Below are 14,420 nucleotides of genomic sequence, written 5' to 3'. Positions count from 1 at the left end.
GGCCCTATTCCTGTGCAACCCAGTGATGCTTGCTGGAGAGACATGCTTTTTCCGTCGCACGAAACGCCTCGGCGCAGTACTCAGCCACGGACGCGTCAGTGACCTTGACCGCCATGTCCTCGTCTCTGCGGTAGTCTGCGAGCGTTCGCTCAAGTGCCGGCCGCAAAGCTTCGAAGAACGCCGCATGCATTGACACGTTGCTCATGTACTTTGCCGGGTAGCCGGTGTAGATACCGTGCTGCAGGCATCGCTGAGCGAAGGCCTTTCCATGCCTTTTCGTGGGCAGGACGATGTCGAACATGGTGTCGTTGCCGAGAACGCGCACCGGTATTTCGCTGCGCTCGAACGCGGTCTGGAACAGACTCTTGAGCGTTGAGCCGATCTCGGCGAGCCGGGCCACAATCGCGGCTTCTTCAAAGATTTCCTGTGTCAGGTTGCCAGCCACAAAAGCCCGGTTCTCGCGCAGGTAGGTGTTGCCGAGATAAGCCGTGTCGGCTCCCGCCATGGCGTCCACGGTGCCAACCACCGCGGAAAGGCCGACACCTTGTGCGATCCCCTTGGCCAACGTGATGAGGTCGGCTTTCACACCGTGTTTCCGGCAGTAGCCGCCCTTGGCGTAGCGAAGTCCGCACAGGACCTCATCGACGATCAGCAATGCGCCGTGCAGCCTTGCCAGCCTGGAGATTTCCTGAAGCAATTCAGAGGGAAAGACCGAGGGCTCGGGCGTGAAGAAAATGCCGGCGACTTTTCCTTCGTTATCGGCCAGTTGCTGTTCCAGGATATCGAGGTCATATTGAAAATCATGGATGTGCGGATCCTTGGCCGGCGGATTGGCCGACCAGGGATGCTGCTGAAAGATGTCGTGCCATCCATGGAAGCCGGCCGTCAGGATGACTGGCCGGCCTGTTCGGTGCCGGGCGACCCGAACTGCCGCTTCCGTTGCACAAGATCCGGTCCTCAGAAAGAACACCCTGGGGGTGGCCGGGAACATCACCGAGATTTTCCGGGCCAGCATCTGGCGCTGCTGGGTCACCGGCGACGGCAAGATGTCGGCTTCCCGCTCCGTCAAGTGCGCCAGTCTGGCCTTGAATACGGGGTCATTGCTGCCGAACGGTGATGCCCCGCTGCAGGAGGTCATGTCCATGTAGGTCTTGCCGTTGACGTCCTGCGCCATTGCGCCGATGGCGGAGCGGAACACGATGGATGAACGGGCTTCACGTTCCCATTCGGCCAAATGTCCGTTGGCTTCAAGATCGAGCATTCAGGTTTCCCTTCTATCGAGTGACATGGCCATTCGCCTCGCATTGGCCATGATGGTGTGAGTCGGATTGCTGTTCCCTGCGAAATTCATGACGGAGCCATCCATGACATGGATGTTTGTGAATCCATGGATCCGTCCGCAGCTGTCTACGACCGAGGTCCCGGGGTCGCTCCCGGCGCGCATCGTGCCGTGCAGGTGGGAGCTGCCTTTTGAATGGGCAAAAGGCTCTCGCTCTATTCGGCCCGCGCCGAGGTGACGCAGAATTTCATCCGCGCGGTCGGCGAGAAAACCTATTCGCGCGCGATCGTTCTGCGAATTTGCGTATTCGAAACGGATGCGAGGGATGCCGTCAGGGTCAACGGCCTCGTCAAGCACGACGCGGTTGTGTGACCATGGTTCTTCTCCGGCGATGTAGTGCAGGCGCACAAGACCGGCGTTCCCATGCGGCGAGGGGAAATTCGCCTCGTAGATGAGTCCGCCGAATCCGCATGGCACATCGACATGCTCGTAGAATTCGTCCGTGTACACGGTCGCATGCGTTCCCCAGTGCGGGGCCAAGGCAGCGGCGTCGCAACCGGCAGACTCCATATGGCCGACCGAGTAGCCGCTGATCTTGAATGAGAGACCCCGTCCGACAAGGTCGGATCCGTTGCCGATGCCCTTGGGCGCATACGCGCTCTTCGATCGAAGCATCAATGCGGCTGTCTGTACGGCGTTCGCGCAGACGATCACTTTGCCGACCGGGATGCGGATCAGTTCCGATGAGAGCGGCACATAGCACTCAAGGGCTTCCGCCGTGGCGTCGTTGCGCAGCGCGATCCGATTGACAAAACAGCCATACAGAACCGAGATCGTTCCAGGCAAGGCGGAGTCGTCGAGAATGTTCCTGGCCAGCACGGATGCCTTCGCCTCCGTGGGGCACGCCAGTTCATCGCAAGCCGAACACACGATACATCCCTTGCTGGTCCCGGGCGGCCGGATTGCCAGTGGAATGCGCTTCGGTCTTATTCCGAGCGCCCGCATCGCATTGGATAGCAGGAGTCCGCGAGAGCTGGCCGGATACGATGGAAATCCGTTCGACCCACTGACCTCCAGAAGATGCTCGATCTCCGCGTAGAAGGGTTCGAGGTCCTGCAGGGTGATGGGCCAGTCAACCTCCATGTCAGTCGCAAGATATCGGGAGGCCGACAGATCTGCTTGCCGGTACCTCAATGTGATCGCGTTGTAGAACTGCATTCCGCCGCCGACACCGCACGCAGTCCATGGATTGCCGTCGGCGGGGCCGTCTGAAGAAGTGAATGCCCGGCTGTAGGCTGCTTGATGAGGGCCGTACATGGCGCCCGGGGAAACCAGGCCTCCATATTCCAGGACCGCCACGCGATGGCCTCTTTCCGCAAGCGTTCGTGCGGCGATCGATCCAGACGGCCCCGAGCCGACGACGATCGCGTCGAAGTCCGTGTAGTCACAGGAGGCAGCCGAAATATGTCTGATGGTCGTCACAGACAATGATCCTCCCCTCTGGGTCTGGGTGTGGCGGCCCAGCAGCCGGTGCTCGCTACGGCGGCCAGGAGCTGCTTCGCACGGGACACGTAGTGGGAAACCGCAATGGCCGCCGGGCCGGTGGCGGGGTGGCGGTAGTCGACGAAAAGGCCCTCGTGCATTCGCGAGATCCAAAGGCACACCTCGTCCGGATCGGTGCAGCGGCTACGCAGGGCGATGGCTCGCCAGCGGTTCCAGTCGTGCGCGCCGAGGGTACGGCGAAAGTCCATGTACGAGATCATGAAAGGATCGCGCAGGGGGCGGCCCAGAAGCTGCGCCACCCGCAGCATCGGTATGCGGGCCAACTCCTTGGCCCCGTCGAAGCCGCAGAACGCGGAACGCACCGCCTCGGCAAAGGAATCGGTTGCGCCCAGGGGAAAGGCGACCGGGGCCATTCCCACATACCAGCCGATGGACGATTGCCAGGCGCTGGGCTGGGTATCGATGGGGACCATGGTGCGAAATTCGTCCGAGCCGGTGATTTCATGGCTGGCCTTCGCGAAGCAGGCGAGCAGCCCGGATGCGAAGCCGCCTCCGGCCGCGCGGCAGACTTCAGCGAAGTCGCGCGTGGCGGATGCGTCGAGAAACTGGCTGCGTCCGCCCGTCTGGGCGCCGGAGCTGTTGCTCGCGTCGCTGACCGGTACAGGAAACTCCGGCAGGCGACCGCCCCCCTTGGCAAGGAATTGTCGCCATCGGACGATGAATTCGTGCTCGGTGGTCAGTGCATCGGCGGCGGTCCGTTCGGCCTCCGCGAAATCAAGATAGCTGGCCGTGGGGGGAAGAGGGGGCGGGGCAGGCTTGCCATCGCGAAGGGCGAGTGCTGCGGCATACAGGGTCTGGAGCTCATAGACGGTCTGGCAAACCGAGTAACCATCCATCAGGCTGTGATCGGCTGCGAGACAGATCGTGGTCGCGTGCGGGCTGCTGATGGTGGTACAGACGTATCCAGGCCAGGTGAGGGGCCCGGCCTCGCTGTCGAACAACGCCTCCAGATGCCGCGCCAGTTTCCGGCCGTCGGCAAAATCCGCCGCCGTACTGCATCGAATGCTTACGGCACCGGCCGGCAGTGTCATGCGCTGCAGGCCGTTCTCCGGAGCGGAGCTGGACGAAGGAGCAAGGTGACTGCGCAGGGTTTCGTGGCGATTCGCCCAATCACGCAGTGCCGCGGCGAAGGCGTTCGCATCGAGTTCGCCGGGCAGGTCGAAGGCGCAACCCAGCCAGGATGGCGGCAGGGGGCCTCCACTGGCCGCCTCGATTGCGCATGCAATGAGTGCTTCCTGGACGTGGGACGCCCGCCGCCGATCGGCCACCCATGCAGCCGTGGACCCGTCTTGGACGTGGGCTCGCCAGACGGTGAGGCGGCCCGCAGACAGGCTGAGCGACGGCATGTCAGTGAACTTCATGATGGGGCATGTCTTATCTGTGAGGAATGGAAAAGGTTGGCGCGGAAGCCGGTGCGGCTTGCGCTTGCGTGAGCTGCGGTGTGTGCACTGCCCACAGGTCGGACGCATAGATCCAGGCGGTGGCTGCCGCGATCGGGGCGCCGCTGAGCAGCAGCGTTGTCCGGGCATCCAGCCACATTCCACAGGCACCACCCAGCAGGGCACCCAGCGAGGCGAGTCCCCAGACGACTGTGCGGATGCTCGCGTTCACCCGCCCGTGCAGTGCAGGCGGCGTCAGTGCGTAGCGGATCGGTACCTGATGGACGTTGTAGACCTGCTGGCCGGCCCACAGCAGGAGTTGCGACAGCCCTGCGGCCAGCCATCCCGACTCCCGAAGCACCGGTGTGAGCACCGCGCCGGCGGCGCTGGCGAGGAGGGCCGCGACCAGCACGCGGCCCAGACCCAGCGCCCGTGCAAGCGGACGGGCGAGCAACGAGCCTGCGACAGCTCCGAGTGCAGCGATGCCCGTGACTGTCCCGATCTCGGCGGCAGTCAGTCTCAGCGCTTCGGTCAGGTACACCAGGAAGACCGCGGAGTAGGCGCTGTAGCAAAAGACGAGCGTGCCGGTGGCCAGAGTGACCGCGCGCAGTCGAGGCGTATGCAGCACGAACAACGCGCCCTCGGCCGCCTCCGAGCAGACTCGGCCGATGATGCTGCCGCCCCGCACGACGCCCTGGTGGTCATTGCGGCCCCCCGTGGCCGGCGAGGCTCCGTCGGGCCTCATTGCCACGCATGGGAGCAGCGCCGTCACCAGCAGGAACGACGCTGCGTCCGCGAGTATCGCCATGGGCGCGGAAACGGTGGCGATCAGCCAGCCTGCGAGCGGCAGGCCAAGCACCACTGCCGCTGACTGTCCCAGCTCCAGCCTGCTCTGCGCCTGTACAAGCTGAGGATGCCGCACGACGGTCGGCACGCAAGCCAGGAAGGCCACATCGGCGATCACCGTGGCCGCACCCACAAGAATGGCGACGATGTACAGGTGGAGCATGCTGACGTGTCCGTGCAGAGAAGCGGCCAACGGCACGGTGGCCAGCGCGAGCGCCATCGCGGTGTTCGCCGTCATCAGAAGCATCCGGTGCGAGAACCGGTCGACGAGGACTCCGGCAGGCAGACCCAGCACAAGGTAAGGAACCCGCCCGCAGGCGAGCAGTACCCCAGTCTCGAACGGTCCCGCGCCGTGTAGTTGGATCGCGGTCAGAGGAAGGGCCAGGAGCGTCACCTGGGAGCCCAGGAAGGAGACCACCTGGCCTGTGAGTAGCAGGTAGAAGCTGCGGGACAGTCGAAGCGCTTCGTGCGTCTGCCGGCTCATCTCGTGTTCTCGGCATGCAATGTCGACAGGCCGTAGCCGAGGCGCTCCAGTTCCTTTCCCGCGATCCGCTCGAATGCCCTGATCTCCTCGGACGTGAGATCCTGCAGATACCGGCCGTTGCGCCCCGTGTACAGGGGCTTGCCGGCGGCTTCCGCTGCGGGATGGCCCCAGGGTTTGTCGAACAGCGCGTGCTTTTGCTCTGCGTGGTGCAGGACGGCCTCGTTCCATGGCAGTCCGAGATAGTCCAGCATCCGCTCGATGGTCCGGCGGGGCTCGGTGACCAGATCCTCGTACCGCACTTCCAGATAGCGACCGCAAGGCGCAGCTTGGCGGGGCCGGGTGAGGACCTCCAGCCAGCCGCGCGCGGCCTGCTCGACAGTCCGATAGCCCCAGTCGGGGACGGTCTTGATATGGGACGCAGCCAGGTCGCGGCCGTCGCGGATGATGTGGACGAAATGGGCTTGCGGCCAGATTGCGGCATACGTGCCAATGTCCTGAATCCTCCGCTGAAGCTTCAGGCCCCATCGTCTGGCCCCCGTCTGTTGACGTCGGAATTCGCCGATGGAATCGACGAGCAGGCAGCGATCCTCCAGGACGGACAGATCGGTGCCCCGTTCTGCCATCAGGCGGGTCACCAGGTTCCGTATGTCGTCACGGCAGAGACCGAATCGCTCGCACTGCACTACGAAGTGAGCACCGTCGAACCACTCGGGGGGCACGCTGTCCTTCGTCGCATCGGCGAGACGCGAGGCGTGCAGGTCCATCAGGTCGCACGCCGCGAGGATGTGCGGGCCGAGGTCGACGGGTTCGGTGAAATCGATCTCCGGACCGACGACCAGATCGGGGTGCGAGTCGAGCAGGATGCTGAGCAGCGTGGTGCCGGAGCGATTCTCGCCGCCGAGCAGAACAGGGCTGGAGGGAAGAGCAGGTGAAGGGGAGCCGGTGGACTGGATGACGGTACTGGACATGGCATCTCCTGTGGGCAGTGGCAAGCGTTGCCAATACAAATCCGGCCAGCACCCCGTTGATGCCTGCACGTAGCAGATGGGCCGAAGCGGCTAACGTGAGCGGGGGCGCACAAAGTTGATCGGCAAGGCGATCGCGAAATGGGACGCTCTTTCTTCGGCAAGACCGAAGAAGCGACGCAGGTTTCCTCAGATTGCCTGCGCCATCAAGAGGAACTGCCGACCAATTTCTCATTTCGCGCTTGTCCATTGATTGGGGAATTCGCTTTCGAAAAAGCCTCGATGGCTGCTCGGGATCGGCAGTGCGAATACGTGGAACAACTAGGTCCTGCTGACCTTCTTGCTCCCTTTGCAGCATTGCCACTTCGGATGTGCCGGGCCGCAGCTCGCGGATGTTGTTTCTGGGGACAAGTTCCTCAATTGCATGAACACCGAATCCTTGCAAAGCATCCGAAAGATGGATTGCGGTTATTGGATCGAGAGAGTCGTTGTGGGGTAGCCTTAATCCAAGATTCCGGATTGAATAAATCGTACGGTGCCTTGTTGAAGCCGGTCCATCGACGGTTCGGATTCTTACGAATTGCTGTATTGCTGCCGGATCGCCGGCTGTATTGGTCGTCCGATGCCCTCGCGGAAAGGACCATCAGGATGCCATCTCAAATGAGCGAAGCAGAGGCAAGGAAAACGCGCGCTCGAACAGCCGTGCAGTGGCCTGAAGGCGCCCGCGCCCTGGCTGACGTGCCACCGAAAGACCTACACAGATCAAACCTACAAGTACGGTTGCTCCCCCAGGCCCCAAGCGAGGCAAGGAGAAGCGATGAAGATGTCGAGATTCGCCGAGAAACGGATTGCCTGCGCATTGCGGCCGGCCGAAAGTGGCATGCCGGTAGTGGATGTGTGTCGACAGATCGGCGTATCGGAGGCAACGTTCTATACGTGGAAGGAGTGCGCGGATTTCGGCGCGAGCGAACTGCGTAAGCTCAAGCAGCTCAAGGACGAGTCTGCAAGACTGAGCCTCATCGTGACCGGCTTGACGCTGGACAAGCAGATCCTGCAGGAGGTCGTCCGAAAAAAGCTCTGAAGGCTGCCAAGCGGCGCGAGTTGGCAGCCTGGATGCGGGTGCACTTTCAGTTCAGCGTGCACCGGTCATGTCGACCGTCGCTGCTGCAGCGCTCGATGTGGTGCACCGAGGGCGCGGCACGCGATCAGAGCGCCTTGCATCAGCGCATTCGAGGCATCGAGGATTTGGGCGACGCGCTGAAAGCCAGCTTCCGGCTTGAGTCCGGCTTCGTGGCCGACAGCGGAGCACTCCTTCTGATGCATCGCGATCCTGGAACCGCCATCCAACCTCCTCGGAATGCCAGATGGGGCACTCGCCGAGGTTGGTGTCGATGTTCGCAACCGGCATGAGGGTCCAAAGATCAGCTCCGCGGCCTGGCCAAATGACCATGGTGGGTAATCTTCGCACGACGGCACGGCTGCGCCTTGCGGGGCGGGGACCGATTGCGGCAGGTCAGGGCGCGTGCACGTTAGCGACCGCGCTTTCGAGGCCGCACACTCAGGCAGGCTGCGCCTGCATGGCTTCGAAGTCGCGCCAAGAGAAACGTGAAACACGCTTGGCAATCATCCACTGGCCGTTGCGGCGGATGTATTCGTCCTGGTAGATCACGCCATTGGTGTTCCTCGTCTTCTGGCCGTTGGCGTCTGAGATAAGAACGACCAATCCGTAGTAGGTGGCTGTGGCTGCGTCGCCGGAGATGGTCGGCGTCTGCTGGCCGTTGAAGTGGTAGAGGGTTTCGAAGTTCGCAATGAAACCGGTGAATACCTCGTGAATCTTCGCGCGCCCCTTCGTTGAGGCGAACAGCTCATCGCCAAAGTAGGTGTCCACGGTCGCGTCTTCCGTGAACAAGGTCATCTGCGTGGCAATGTCCTTCTTGTCGCCCAAGTAGGCAAAGGTGTCGATGAGATCTCTGAGCGCAGCACGGTCCTCAAGGGCTTGAATGCGTTGTTCCAGGGTGTTGGTGATCATGAACGGCGTTCTTCTGGTTGGAAATGGATGCCCCGCAGGGGCGAGGCGGTTAAGCGCAGGAACACTGGCCGTGTGGCTGTGGGTTCCCGCCGCAATTCGAAGGCGTGGTCGTCCCAGCTGTGATGGCTGCTGCTGGCGTTGAGCGTCGTGGTCATTGCTTCACAGTTGCTTGCGAGGTGGATGAAGAGGCTCCAGGGACGGGCACCGGGCGCCGGACGATGCAGGCCAGCGCGACCAGCAACGCCAGCCCGAGAGCGATCCGCCGAACTGGTGAGTGGCGTTGAACAGCCCAGAGGCCGAGTCCGTGTCCTCGCTAACCGCCGAACATAACCCAGTGGCTGCCGTAGCGCTGACCAAGCCGCGCCGCATTCCGAGCCGTGGCACTGCCCAGGGAAAGCAGGGCGAGCGGCGTCATTGCCGCCCGGCGGGCCGCGCCGTGGCTCAAGCCCACGCAACCCAGGCCGAGGTCGAGACTTCAAGGTTGCCTCTTTCAAGTTTGCGCTCTTGCATGCATGTTTATCCTGCGGCCGGAATCCGATTCGTCATGCGCAGGCGCGTGACGGATGGCTTTTGCCTTACAGCCAATGTAGTGGTCGCATTCCGTCGCGACTAGATGGCAGGATCGGCAAACACTTGTGAGGTAATCTCATAAATGCGGAAGAGGCGCTACAACGGCCTGCTGGCCTTGTTCGCCGTGGCGCGCTCAGAGCTCCACGTGTTAAGGGGCGGACGGGAAATTGGACCGCCAGGGGAGTAATGCGAGAACTTGGGTCGTCGGCCCGCATAGCCCGCTGGCAAGTCGAGCTTCTGCTGGTATTCGTTGTACCAGCCCTTCAGAGAATTCTTTGTTGGATAACCCAGCTGACGGATAGTGGGTCTGACGCGTTTGCCAAGCTTGATGTAGAGCTCAACGGCTCGAATCCGATCTTCGTAGGAAGACACGAACTACCTCCTGGTAGTCCAAGTTTTCGTCCGCACCCCCAGAGGGTCAATTTTCGGCAGCAATCAACACTTCTGACCATTTCCGCGGTTCAATCCCACATCAGGCCCGTGATTGCCACATATCTCGGTGCAGATCGCTTCGCCGAGGTGAAGCCACTTCACTGGGTCGACCGCTTGCCGGCCCTGCGCAACTCGGCGAACCGGTCCGCCGCGGCGCTGCTGGGAGAAGGCTTGATGCGGCGGATGCACCTGGAGATTCGGGACGGGCTCACGTGGCGTCCTCTTCGATGTCGACGTCGGAGGCATGACGGTAGGAGCGTCCCGGTGCGGGCGCAAAGACGGACTTGTTCTAGGGGTGACGTATTTCCTTATGGGCGCGCGTGATGCATCGTTTCCTCTAGGTCTAGGCTGGAGTTGGTGCATCGGTCGGCGGCGGCATTGCCGGCAATGGCCACGACGGCAAGGTCACCACGTCGACAAGACTTGGATCTTCATGAAGGACGATGCCGGCAAGCTGCGCATCGTCGTGCATCACTTGTCGCTGCCGCATGCTGAGCGCCGAACAAGCGGTCGTCAGCTCGTGATGCCGCGCTTACGCGCACGGTAGGCCAGTTGGGGGCGCGTGACGCCCAGCGTGCGTGCCGCTGCGGAGAGGTTTCCCCCGCATTGCTCCAGCGCACGGCGTATCAGCGCCTCTTCCACCTGTCCCAATGAACCGGAACCGGCGCGGTCCGCCACGGCGTGGCTTGAAGGCGCGGCCTGCGGGGGCGCAGTGCCCGCAGCGCCCGTCAGGTGGCCATCCGGCCGTACCGACAGCACGTTCTTGTCCAGCGTCTCGCCACTTGTGAACAGGTGGTGCACTTCGAGCAGGCTGCCCTCGGGGGCGACGATCACGGCGCGCTCGATCAGGTTCTGCAGTTCGCGGATGTTGCCGGGGTAGTCGTAATTCAGAAGCGCCTTGACGGCGGCCTGTGCGAAGCCCGAGACCTGCCGCCCGTGCTTGCGGCCGTAGTGCTGCAGGAAATGGCTCATCAGAAGCGGCACGTCATCGCGCCGCTCGCGCAGCGGCGGCAGGTGAATCGGAAAGACATTGAGCCGGAAGAACAGGTCGTCGCGAAACCTGCCTTCGCGCACGGCCTGGCGCAGATCGACGTTGGTGGCCGCGATGACGCGCGTGTCGACCTGGATGCTGCGCGTGCCGCCCACGCGTTCGACCTCACCCTCCTGCAGGGTGCGCAGCAGTTTGCCCTGAGCCGCGTAGCTCAGCGTGCCGATCTCGTCCAGGAACAATGTGCCGCCGTGGGCGCGCTCGAAGCGTCCCGGCCGGGACGCGCCCGCGCCGGTGTAGGCGCCGCGCTCCACGCCGAACAGCTCAGACTCGATCAGCGTCTCCGGAATGGCCGCGCAATTCACAGCGACGAAAGGCTTGTCGCGCCGCGGGCTGATGCTGTGCAGCATGCTGGCGAACTTCTCCTTGCCGACGCCGGACTCCCCGGTGAAAAGCACCGTGGCCGTGGTCGGCGCCACGCGATGCAACAAATGGCAGGCCGCGTTGAAGGCAGATGACGCGCCCACCATCGCGTCGCCCTGGGGCGGCGGCGTGGGCAGTTCCGCGGCCTGCGCCGCCGCGCCGCGATATGACGGTGCTCCGACGAAGTCGCGCGCGCGCAGGTAGCGCATGTCTTCTTCCACGTTGTCCCAACGCTCCGCGGATTTGCCGATCACGCGGCAGTGGCTTTCGCCCATCGAGCGGCAGGCCACCTCACGGAACACCACCAGTCGCCCGAACAGCGTGCTGACGTAGCCGGTGGCATAGCCCACCTGCATCCAGCAGGCCGGCGAGCCACCGACGCCGTAGGTCGCGATGTGCTGGTCGTCCTCGCTCGAGTGGTGCCAGATGAATTCGCCCTCGTAGTCCGAGGTCTCGGGGTCATAGCGCGCGTGCACCAGTTCGACCTTCACCACGCCTTCCAGGGCATGCAAGCGGGTGCCGGCCATGGCGGCTGCGGCCGGCTCGGCCTCGGGCCAATGCGCGCGCACCAGCTGCGCGTCGCGCGCGCCGCTGACGTAGCCAGCGCGCGTGAACAGGCCCCGGGCCTTCTCCTGGCCCAGGCTGTCGATCAGCTCGCGCCGCAGGGACCCCAGCGCCTCGGTGTGCAGCAGCACCATGCGCTGGTCCTGCAGCCAGATGCGGCCGTCACCGGGAGAGAAGAACAGGCATTCGCTGATGTCGGCAATCGTCGGGTGCTCTTCGCTGCCCACGTGCGAGGCTTCGAAGCGGCTCATCGCACGCGCCACTTCGACGCCGTCGAAACGCCCCAGCGCGGCGCCGGTGGCGCGCGCCACGTCGGCCAGCGAGATGCGCGGCGGGACCGGTGAAGCTGTGACTTTGGTCAATGTCGATCTCATCATTTGGTGAAACGAGCGACCGATTCTTGATGATTTGGTGAAGTCTGCAGTCAGGGTAAACCAGTTATCCAAGATAACTACTACGGCCCCGGGAATTCCCCTAATCCTCCAATGAAGACAGCGCCGTGCAGCGGTGTCGAATCGCCCCGCTGCAGCGTCACTGGTACGCCCGTTGCGAAAAGAAGGCCGTGCTGCGGGCATTTCCAGCCGCGGCCAGCCGATCAATTTTTCGCAAGGGGTAGTCATGGATGTTTCCGAGAAGCCGGCGTTCCTGGACGCAGCGGCCTGGGCCGGCAAGGTGTTCAACGGCGCGTGGGTCGCGTCCGCAGGCGGCGCGCGCGACGTCGTCGAGCCGGCCACGGGCAAGGTGATGGCGACCGTCGGCATCGCCGATGCGCAGGACATGGAGGTGGCCACGGCCGCTGCGGCGCAGGCGCAGAAAAGCTGGGCGCAGGTGGCACCGCGCGAGAAGGCCGCGGTGTTCCACCGGGCCGCGGCGCTGTTCGAGCAGCACTTCGACGAGCTGGCGCTATATGTGGCCCGGGAGACCGGCGCCATCCTGCCCAAGGGACAGCACGAGGTGCGCGAGGCCATCACCCTGTGCCACCTGGCGGCGGCCATGCCCTTGCAGGCGCAGGGCCAGGTCCTGCCGAGCGCGAACGGCACCACCAGCCTGGCGCGGCGCGTGCCGCGCGGCGTGGTGGGTGTGATCTCGCCCTTCAACTTTCCGCTGATCCTCACGCTTCGCACCGTGGCGCCGGCCCTCGCGGCCGGCAACGCCGTGGTGATCAAGCCCGATGCGCGCACGCCGGTGAGCGGCGGCTTCATGATCGCGCGCGTGCTCGAGGTGGCTGGCCTGCCTGCCGGCCTGCTGCAGGTGCTGCCCGGCGATGCTGCCGCCGGTGAAGCCCTGGTGACCGACGCGCACGTGCCGATGATCGCGTTCACCGGCTCGCCCGCGGTAGGCCGGCGCATCGGTGAACTGGCGGGGCGCCACCTGAAGAAGGTCACGCTGGAGCTGGGTGGCGCCAACTCGCTGATCATCCTGGACGATGCCGATCTCGACATCGCGGCCAGCAATGCCGCCTGGGGCGCGTACCTGCACCAGGGGCAGATCTGCATGGCGACCAATCGCATCATCGTGCACGAGCGCATCGTCGCCGCCTTCACGCAGCGGCTGGTCGCGAAAGCCCAGCACCTGCCGGTGGGCGACGGCGCCAGCGGCCAGGTGGCCCTCGGGCCGCTGATCGACGCGAAGCAGCGCGACCGCGTGCACGCCATCGTGCAGGACAGCATCGCGGCCGGCGCACAGTTGCTTGCCGGTGGCAGCAGCGAGGGCCTCTTCTACAAGCCCACGGTGTTGGCGGGCGTGAAGGCCGGCATGCGCGTGTACGACGAAGAAGTGTTCGGCCCCGTCGCCAACATCATCACCTTCAAGACCGACGACGAGGCCGTGGCCCTGGCCAACAACCACCAGGGCAGCCTGGCGTCGGCAGTGATCTCGCCCTCGATCGGACGGGCCATGGCGATCGCCGCGCAGTTGAACTCCGGCATGGTCCATATCAACGACCAGACCGTCAACGACGAGTGCGTCAACCCCTTCGGCGGTCCCGGCATCGCCGGCAACGGCAGCAGCGTGGGCGGTCCGGCCGACTGGGAGGAATACACCCAGTGGCAGTGGCTGACCATCAAGCAGGCTCCGCATCCCTACCCGTTCTGAGCGTCAGCGACCGTATCCACCAGGAGACATTTCATGCAGCTTCAAGGAAAAACCATCGTCGTCACCGGCGCGTCGTCGGGCATCGGCGCGGAGGTCGTGCGCGTCGCGCGCTCTGCCGGCGCCCGTGTCATCGGCGTGGACCGGAACGACCCCAGCCTCACGCTCGACGGCTTCGTCAAGGCCGACCTCAGCTCCGCTGCCGCCATCGATGCGGCCGTGGCGCAATTGCCCGAGCGCTTCGACGCGCTGTGCAACATCGCCGGCGTGCCCGGCACGGCACCGGTCGAGCTGGTCGCCGACGTCAACTACCTGGGGCTGCGCCATCTGAGCGAGCAGGCGCTGCCGCGCATCGCGCGCGGCGGCTCCATCGTCAACGTGGCCTCCATCCTCGGCGCCGAATGGCCGCAGCGCCTGGCGCTGCACAAAGCCCTGGCCGCCGCGCAGGGCTTCGAGGCCGGTGCCCACTGGCTGCGCGACCACCCCGTGCCGAAGGAGACCTGCTACCAGTACTTCAAGGAAGCGCTGATCGTCTGGAGTGCCACGCAGTCGCAGAAGTGGTTGCTGGCGCATGGCGTGCGCATGAACTGCGTCGCGCCGGGCCCGGTGTTCACGCCGATCCTGGGCGACTTTGTGAGCATGCTTGGCGAGGAGCGGGTGCAGGCCGATGCGCACCGCATGCTGCGCCCCGGCTTCGCCGACGAGATCGCGCCGCTGATCGCGTGGCTGTGCAGCGACGAGGCGCGCTGGATCAGTGGTGCCAACATCCCGGTCGACGGCGGACTGGCGTCGACCTACATCTGAGGC

Annotated in this window: 11 protein-coding genes and 1 pseudogene; 3 read left to right on the top strand and 9 right to left on the bottom strand. The window is 64.2% G+C overall.

Annotated features, from left to right (window positions below; all coding sequences use genetic code 11):
- Positions 1–4 precede the first annotated feature (4 nt).
- Genes AC07O3_RS25770 through AC07O3_RS25750 form a run of 5 tightly spaced genes read right to left on the bottom strand, consistent with a single transcriptional unit; the run spans position 5 to position 6,519 of the window.
- Positions 5–1,261: an aminotransferase class III-fold pyridoxal phosphate-dependent enzyme gene (locus AC07O3_RS25770; RefSeq protein ID WP_495340675.1), complete on the bottom strand. Its 1,257-nt coding sequence runs from the start codon at positions 1,259–1,261 to the stop codon at positions 5–7.
- Positions 1,262–2,761 (bottom strand): GMC oxidoreductase, encoded by a 1,500-nt coding sequence (locus tag AC07O3_RS25765; protein WP_495340674.1) that lies wholly within the window; start codon positions 2,759–2,761, stop codon positions 1,262–1,264.
- Complete coding sequence (locus AC07O3_RS25760; protein ID WP_495340673.1) at positions 2,758–4,203, bottom strand: condensation domain-containing protein; 1,446 nt, start codon at positions 4,201–4,203, stop codon at positions 2,758–2,760. Before AC07O3_RS25760 ends, AC07O3_RS25765 begins: the two co-directional genes overlap by 4 nt.
- A 13-nt stretch (positions 4,204–4,216) precedes the next feature.
- Entirely contained in the window at positions 4,217–5,551 is a 1,335-nt protein-coding gene (locus AC07O3_RS25755) for an MFS transporter (RefSeq protein ID WP_495340672.1), read from the bottom strand.
- On the bottom strand, positions 5,548–6,519 hold the full coding sequence (locus tag AC07O3_RS25750) for a sulfotransferase family protein (protein ID WP_093179009.1): 972 nt from the start codon (positions 6,517–6,519) through the stop codon (positions 5,548–5,550). Before AC07O3_RS25750 ends, AC07O3_RS25755 begins: the two co-directional genes overlap by 4 nt.
- Positions 6,520–7,333: 814 nt before the next feature.
- Here AC07O3_RS25750 and AC07O3_RS25745 point away from each other — a divergent pair.
- Positions 7,334–7,597, top strand: a complete 264-nt coding sequence (locus AC07O3_RS25745; protein ID WP_093179007.1) for a transposase — start codon at positions 7,334–7,336, stop codon at positions 7,595–7,597.
- 477 nt (positions 7,598–8,074) lie between these two features.
- On the opposite strand, the gene AC07O3_RS25740 is transcribed toward AC07O3_RS25745, so the two are convergent.
- The 4 genes and pseudogenes from AC07O3_RS25740 to AC07O3_RS25725 form a co-directional block, all read right to left on the bottom strand.
- Positions 8,075–8,545 carry a nuclear transport factor 2 family protein gene (locus AC07O3_RS25740; protein ID WP_177142451.1) on the bottom strand — a complete coding sequence of 157 codons (471 nt, stop codon included), beginning with the start codon at positions 8,543–8,545 and terminating at the stop codon, positions 8,075–8,077.
- Positions 8,542–8,700: a hypothetical protein gene (locus AC07O3_RS25735; protein ID WP_177142450.1), complete on the bottom strand. Its 159-nt coding sequence runs from the start codon at positions 8,698–8,700 to the stop codon at positions 8,542–8,544. The genes AC07O3_RS25740 and AC07O3_RS25735 overlap by 4 nt, the downstream gene beginning before the upstream one ends.
- 604 nt (positions 8,701–9,304) lie before the next feature.
- Positions 9,305–9,487, bottom strand: a pseudogene (locus AC07O3_RS25730) (IS3 family transposase); the annotation flags it as partial.
- A gap of 573 nt (positions 9,488–10,060) precedes the next feature.
- Positions 10,061–11,884 carry a sigma 54-interacting transcriptional regulator gene (locus AC07O3_RS25725; protein ID WP_495340671.1) on the bottom strand — a complete coding sequence of 608 codons (1,824 nt, stop codon included), beginning with the start codon at positions 11,882–11,884 and terminating at the stop codon, positions 10,061–10,063.
- A 256-nt stretch (positions 11,885–12,140) separates the two neighbouring features.
- On the opposite strand from AC07O3_RS25725, the gene AC07O3_RS25720 reads away from it, so the two are divergent.
- A complete protein-coding gene (locus AC07O3_RS25720) occupies positions 12,141–13,616 on the top strand; it encodes a benzaldehyde dehydrogenase (RefSeq protein ID WP_495340670.1) in 1,476 nt (491 codons plus the stop codon).
- A 33-nt stretch (positions 13,617–13,649) separates the two neighbouring features.
- Positions 13,650–14,417, top strand: a complete 768-nt coding sequence (locus AC07O3_RS25715) for a coniferyl-alcohol dehydrogenase (RefSeq protein ID WP_495340669.1) — start codon at positions 13,650–13,652, stop codon at positions 14,415–14,417.
- Positions 14,418–14,420: the final 3 nt, after the last annotated feature.

Source organism: Variovorax sp. GW821-FHT09D05 (assembly GCF_059416325.1).
This window is presented reverse-complemented; position numbering and strand designations above follow the sequence as displayed.

Bases quoted from the DNA above. Each gene is read 5' to 3' on its own strand.
- AC07O3_RS25770 (WP_495340675.1), bottom strand. From the start codon at position 1,261: ATGCTCGATCTTGAAGCCAACGGACATTTGGCCGAATGGGAACGTGAA.
- AC07O3_RS25760 (WP_495340673.1), bottom strand. From the start codon at position 4,203: ATGAAGTTCACTGACATGCCGTCGCTCAGCCTGTCTGCGGGCCGCCTC.
- AC07O3_RS25755 (WP_495340672.1), bottom strand. From the start codon at position 5,551: ATGAGCCGGCAGACGCACGAAGCGCTTCGACTGTCCCGCAGCTTCTAC.
- AC07O3_RS25750 (WP_093179009.1), bottom strand. From the start codon at position 6,519: ATGTCCAGTACCGTCATCCAGTCCACCGGCTCCCCTTCACCTGCTCTT.
- AC07O3_RS25745 (WP_093179007.1), top strand. From the start codon at position 7,334: ATGAAGATGTCGAGATTCGCCGAGAAACGGATTGCCTGCGCATTGCGG.
- AC07O3_RS25740 (WP_177142451.1), bottom strand. From the start codon at position 8,545: ATGATCACCAACACCCTGGAACAACGCATTCAAGCCCTTGAGGACCGT.
- AC07O3_RS25735 (WP_177142450.1), bottom strand. From the start codon at position 8,700: ATGACCACGACGCTCAACGCCAGCAGCAGCCATCACAGCTGGGACGAC.
- AC07O3_RS25720 (WP_495340670.1), top strand. From the start codon at position 12,141: ATGGATGTTTCCGAGAAGCCGGCGTTCCTGGACGCAGCGGCCTGGGCC.
- AC07O3_RS25715 (WP_495340669.1), top strand. From the start codon at position 13,650: ATGCAGCTTCAAGGAAAAACCATCGTCGTCACCGGCGCGTCGTCGGGC.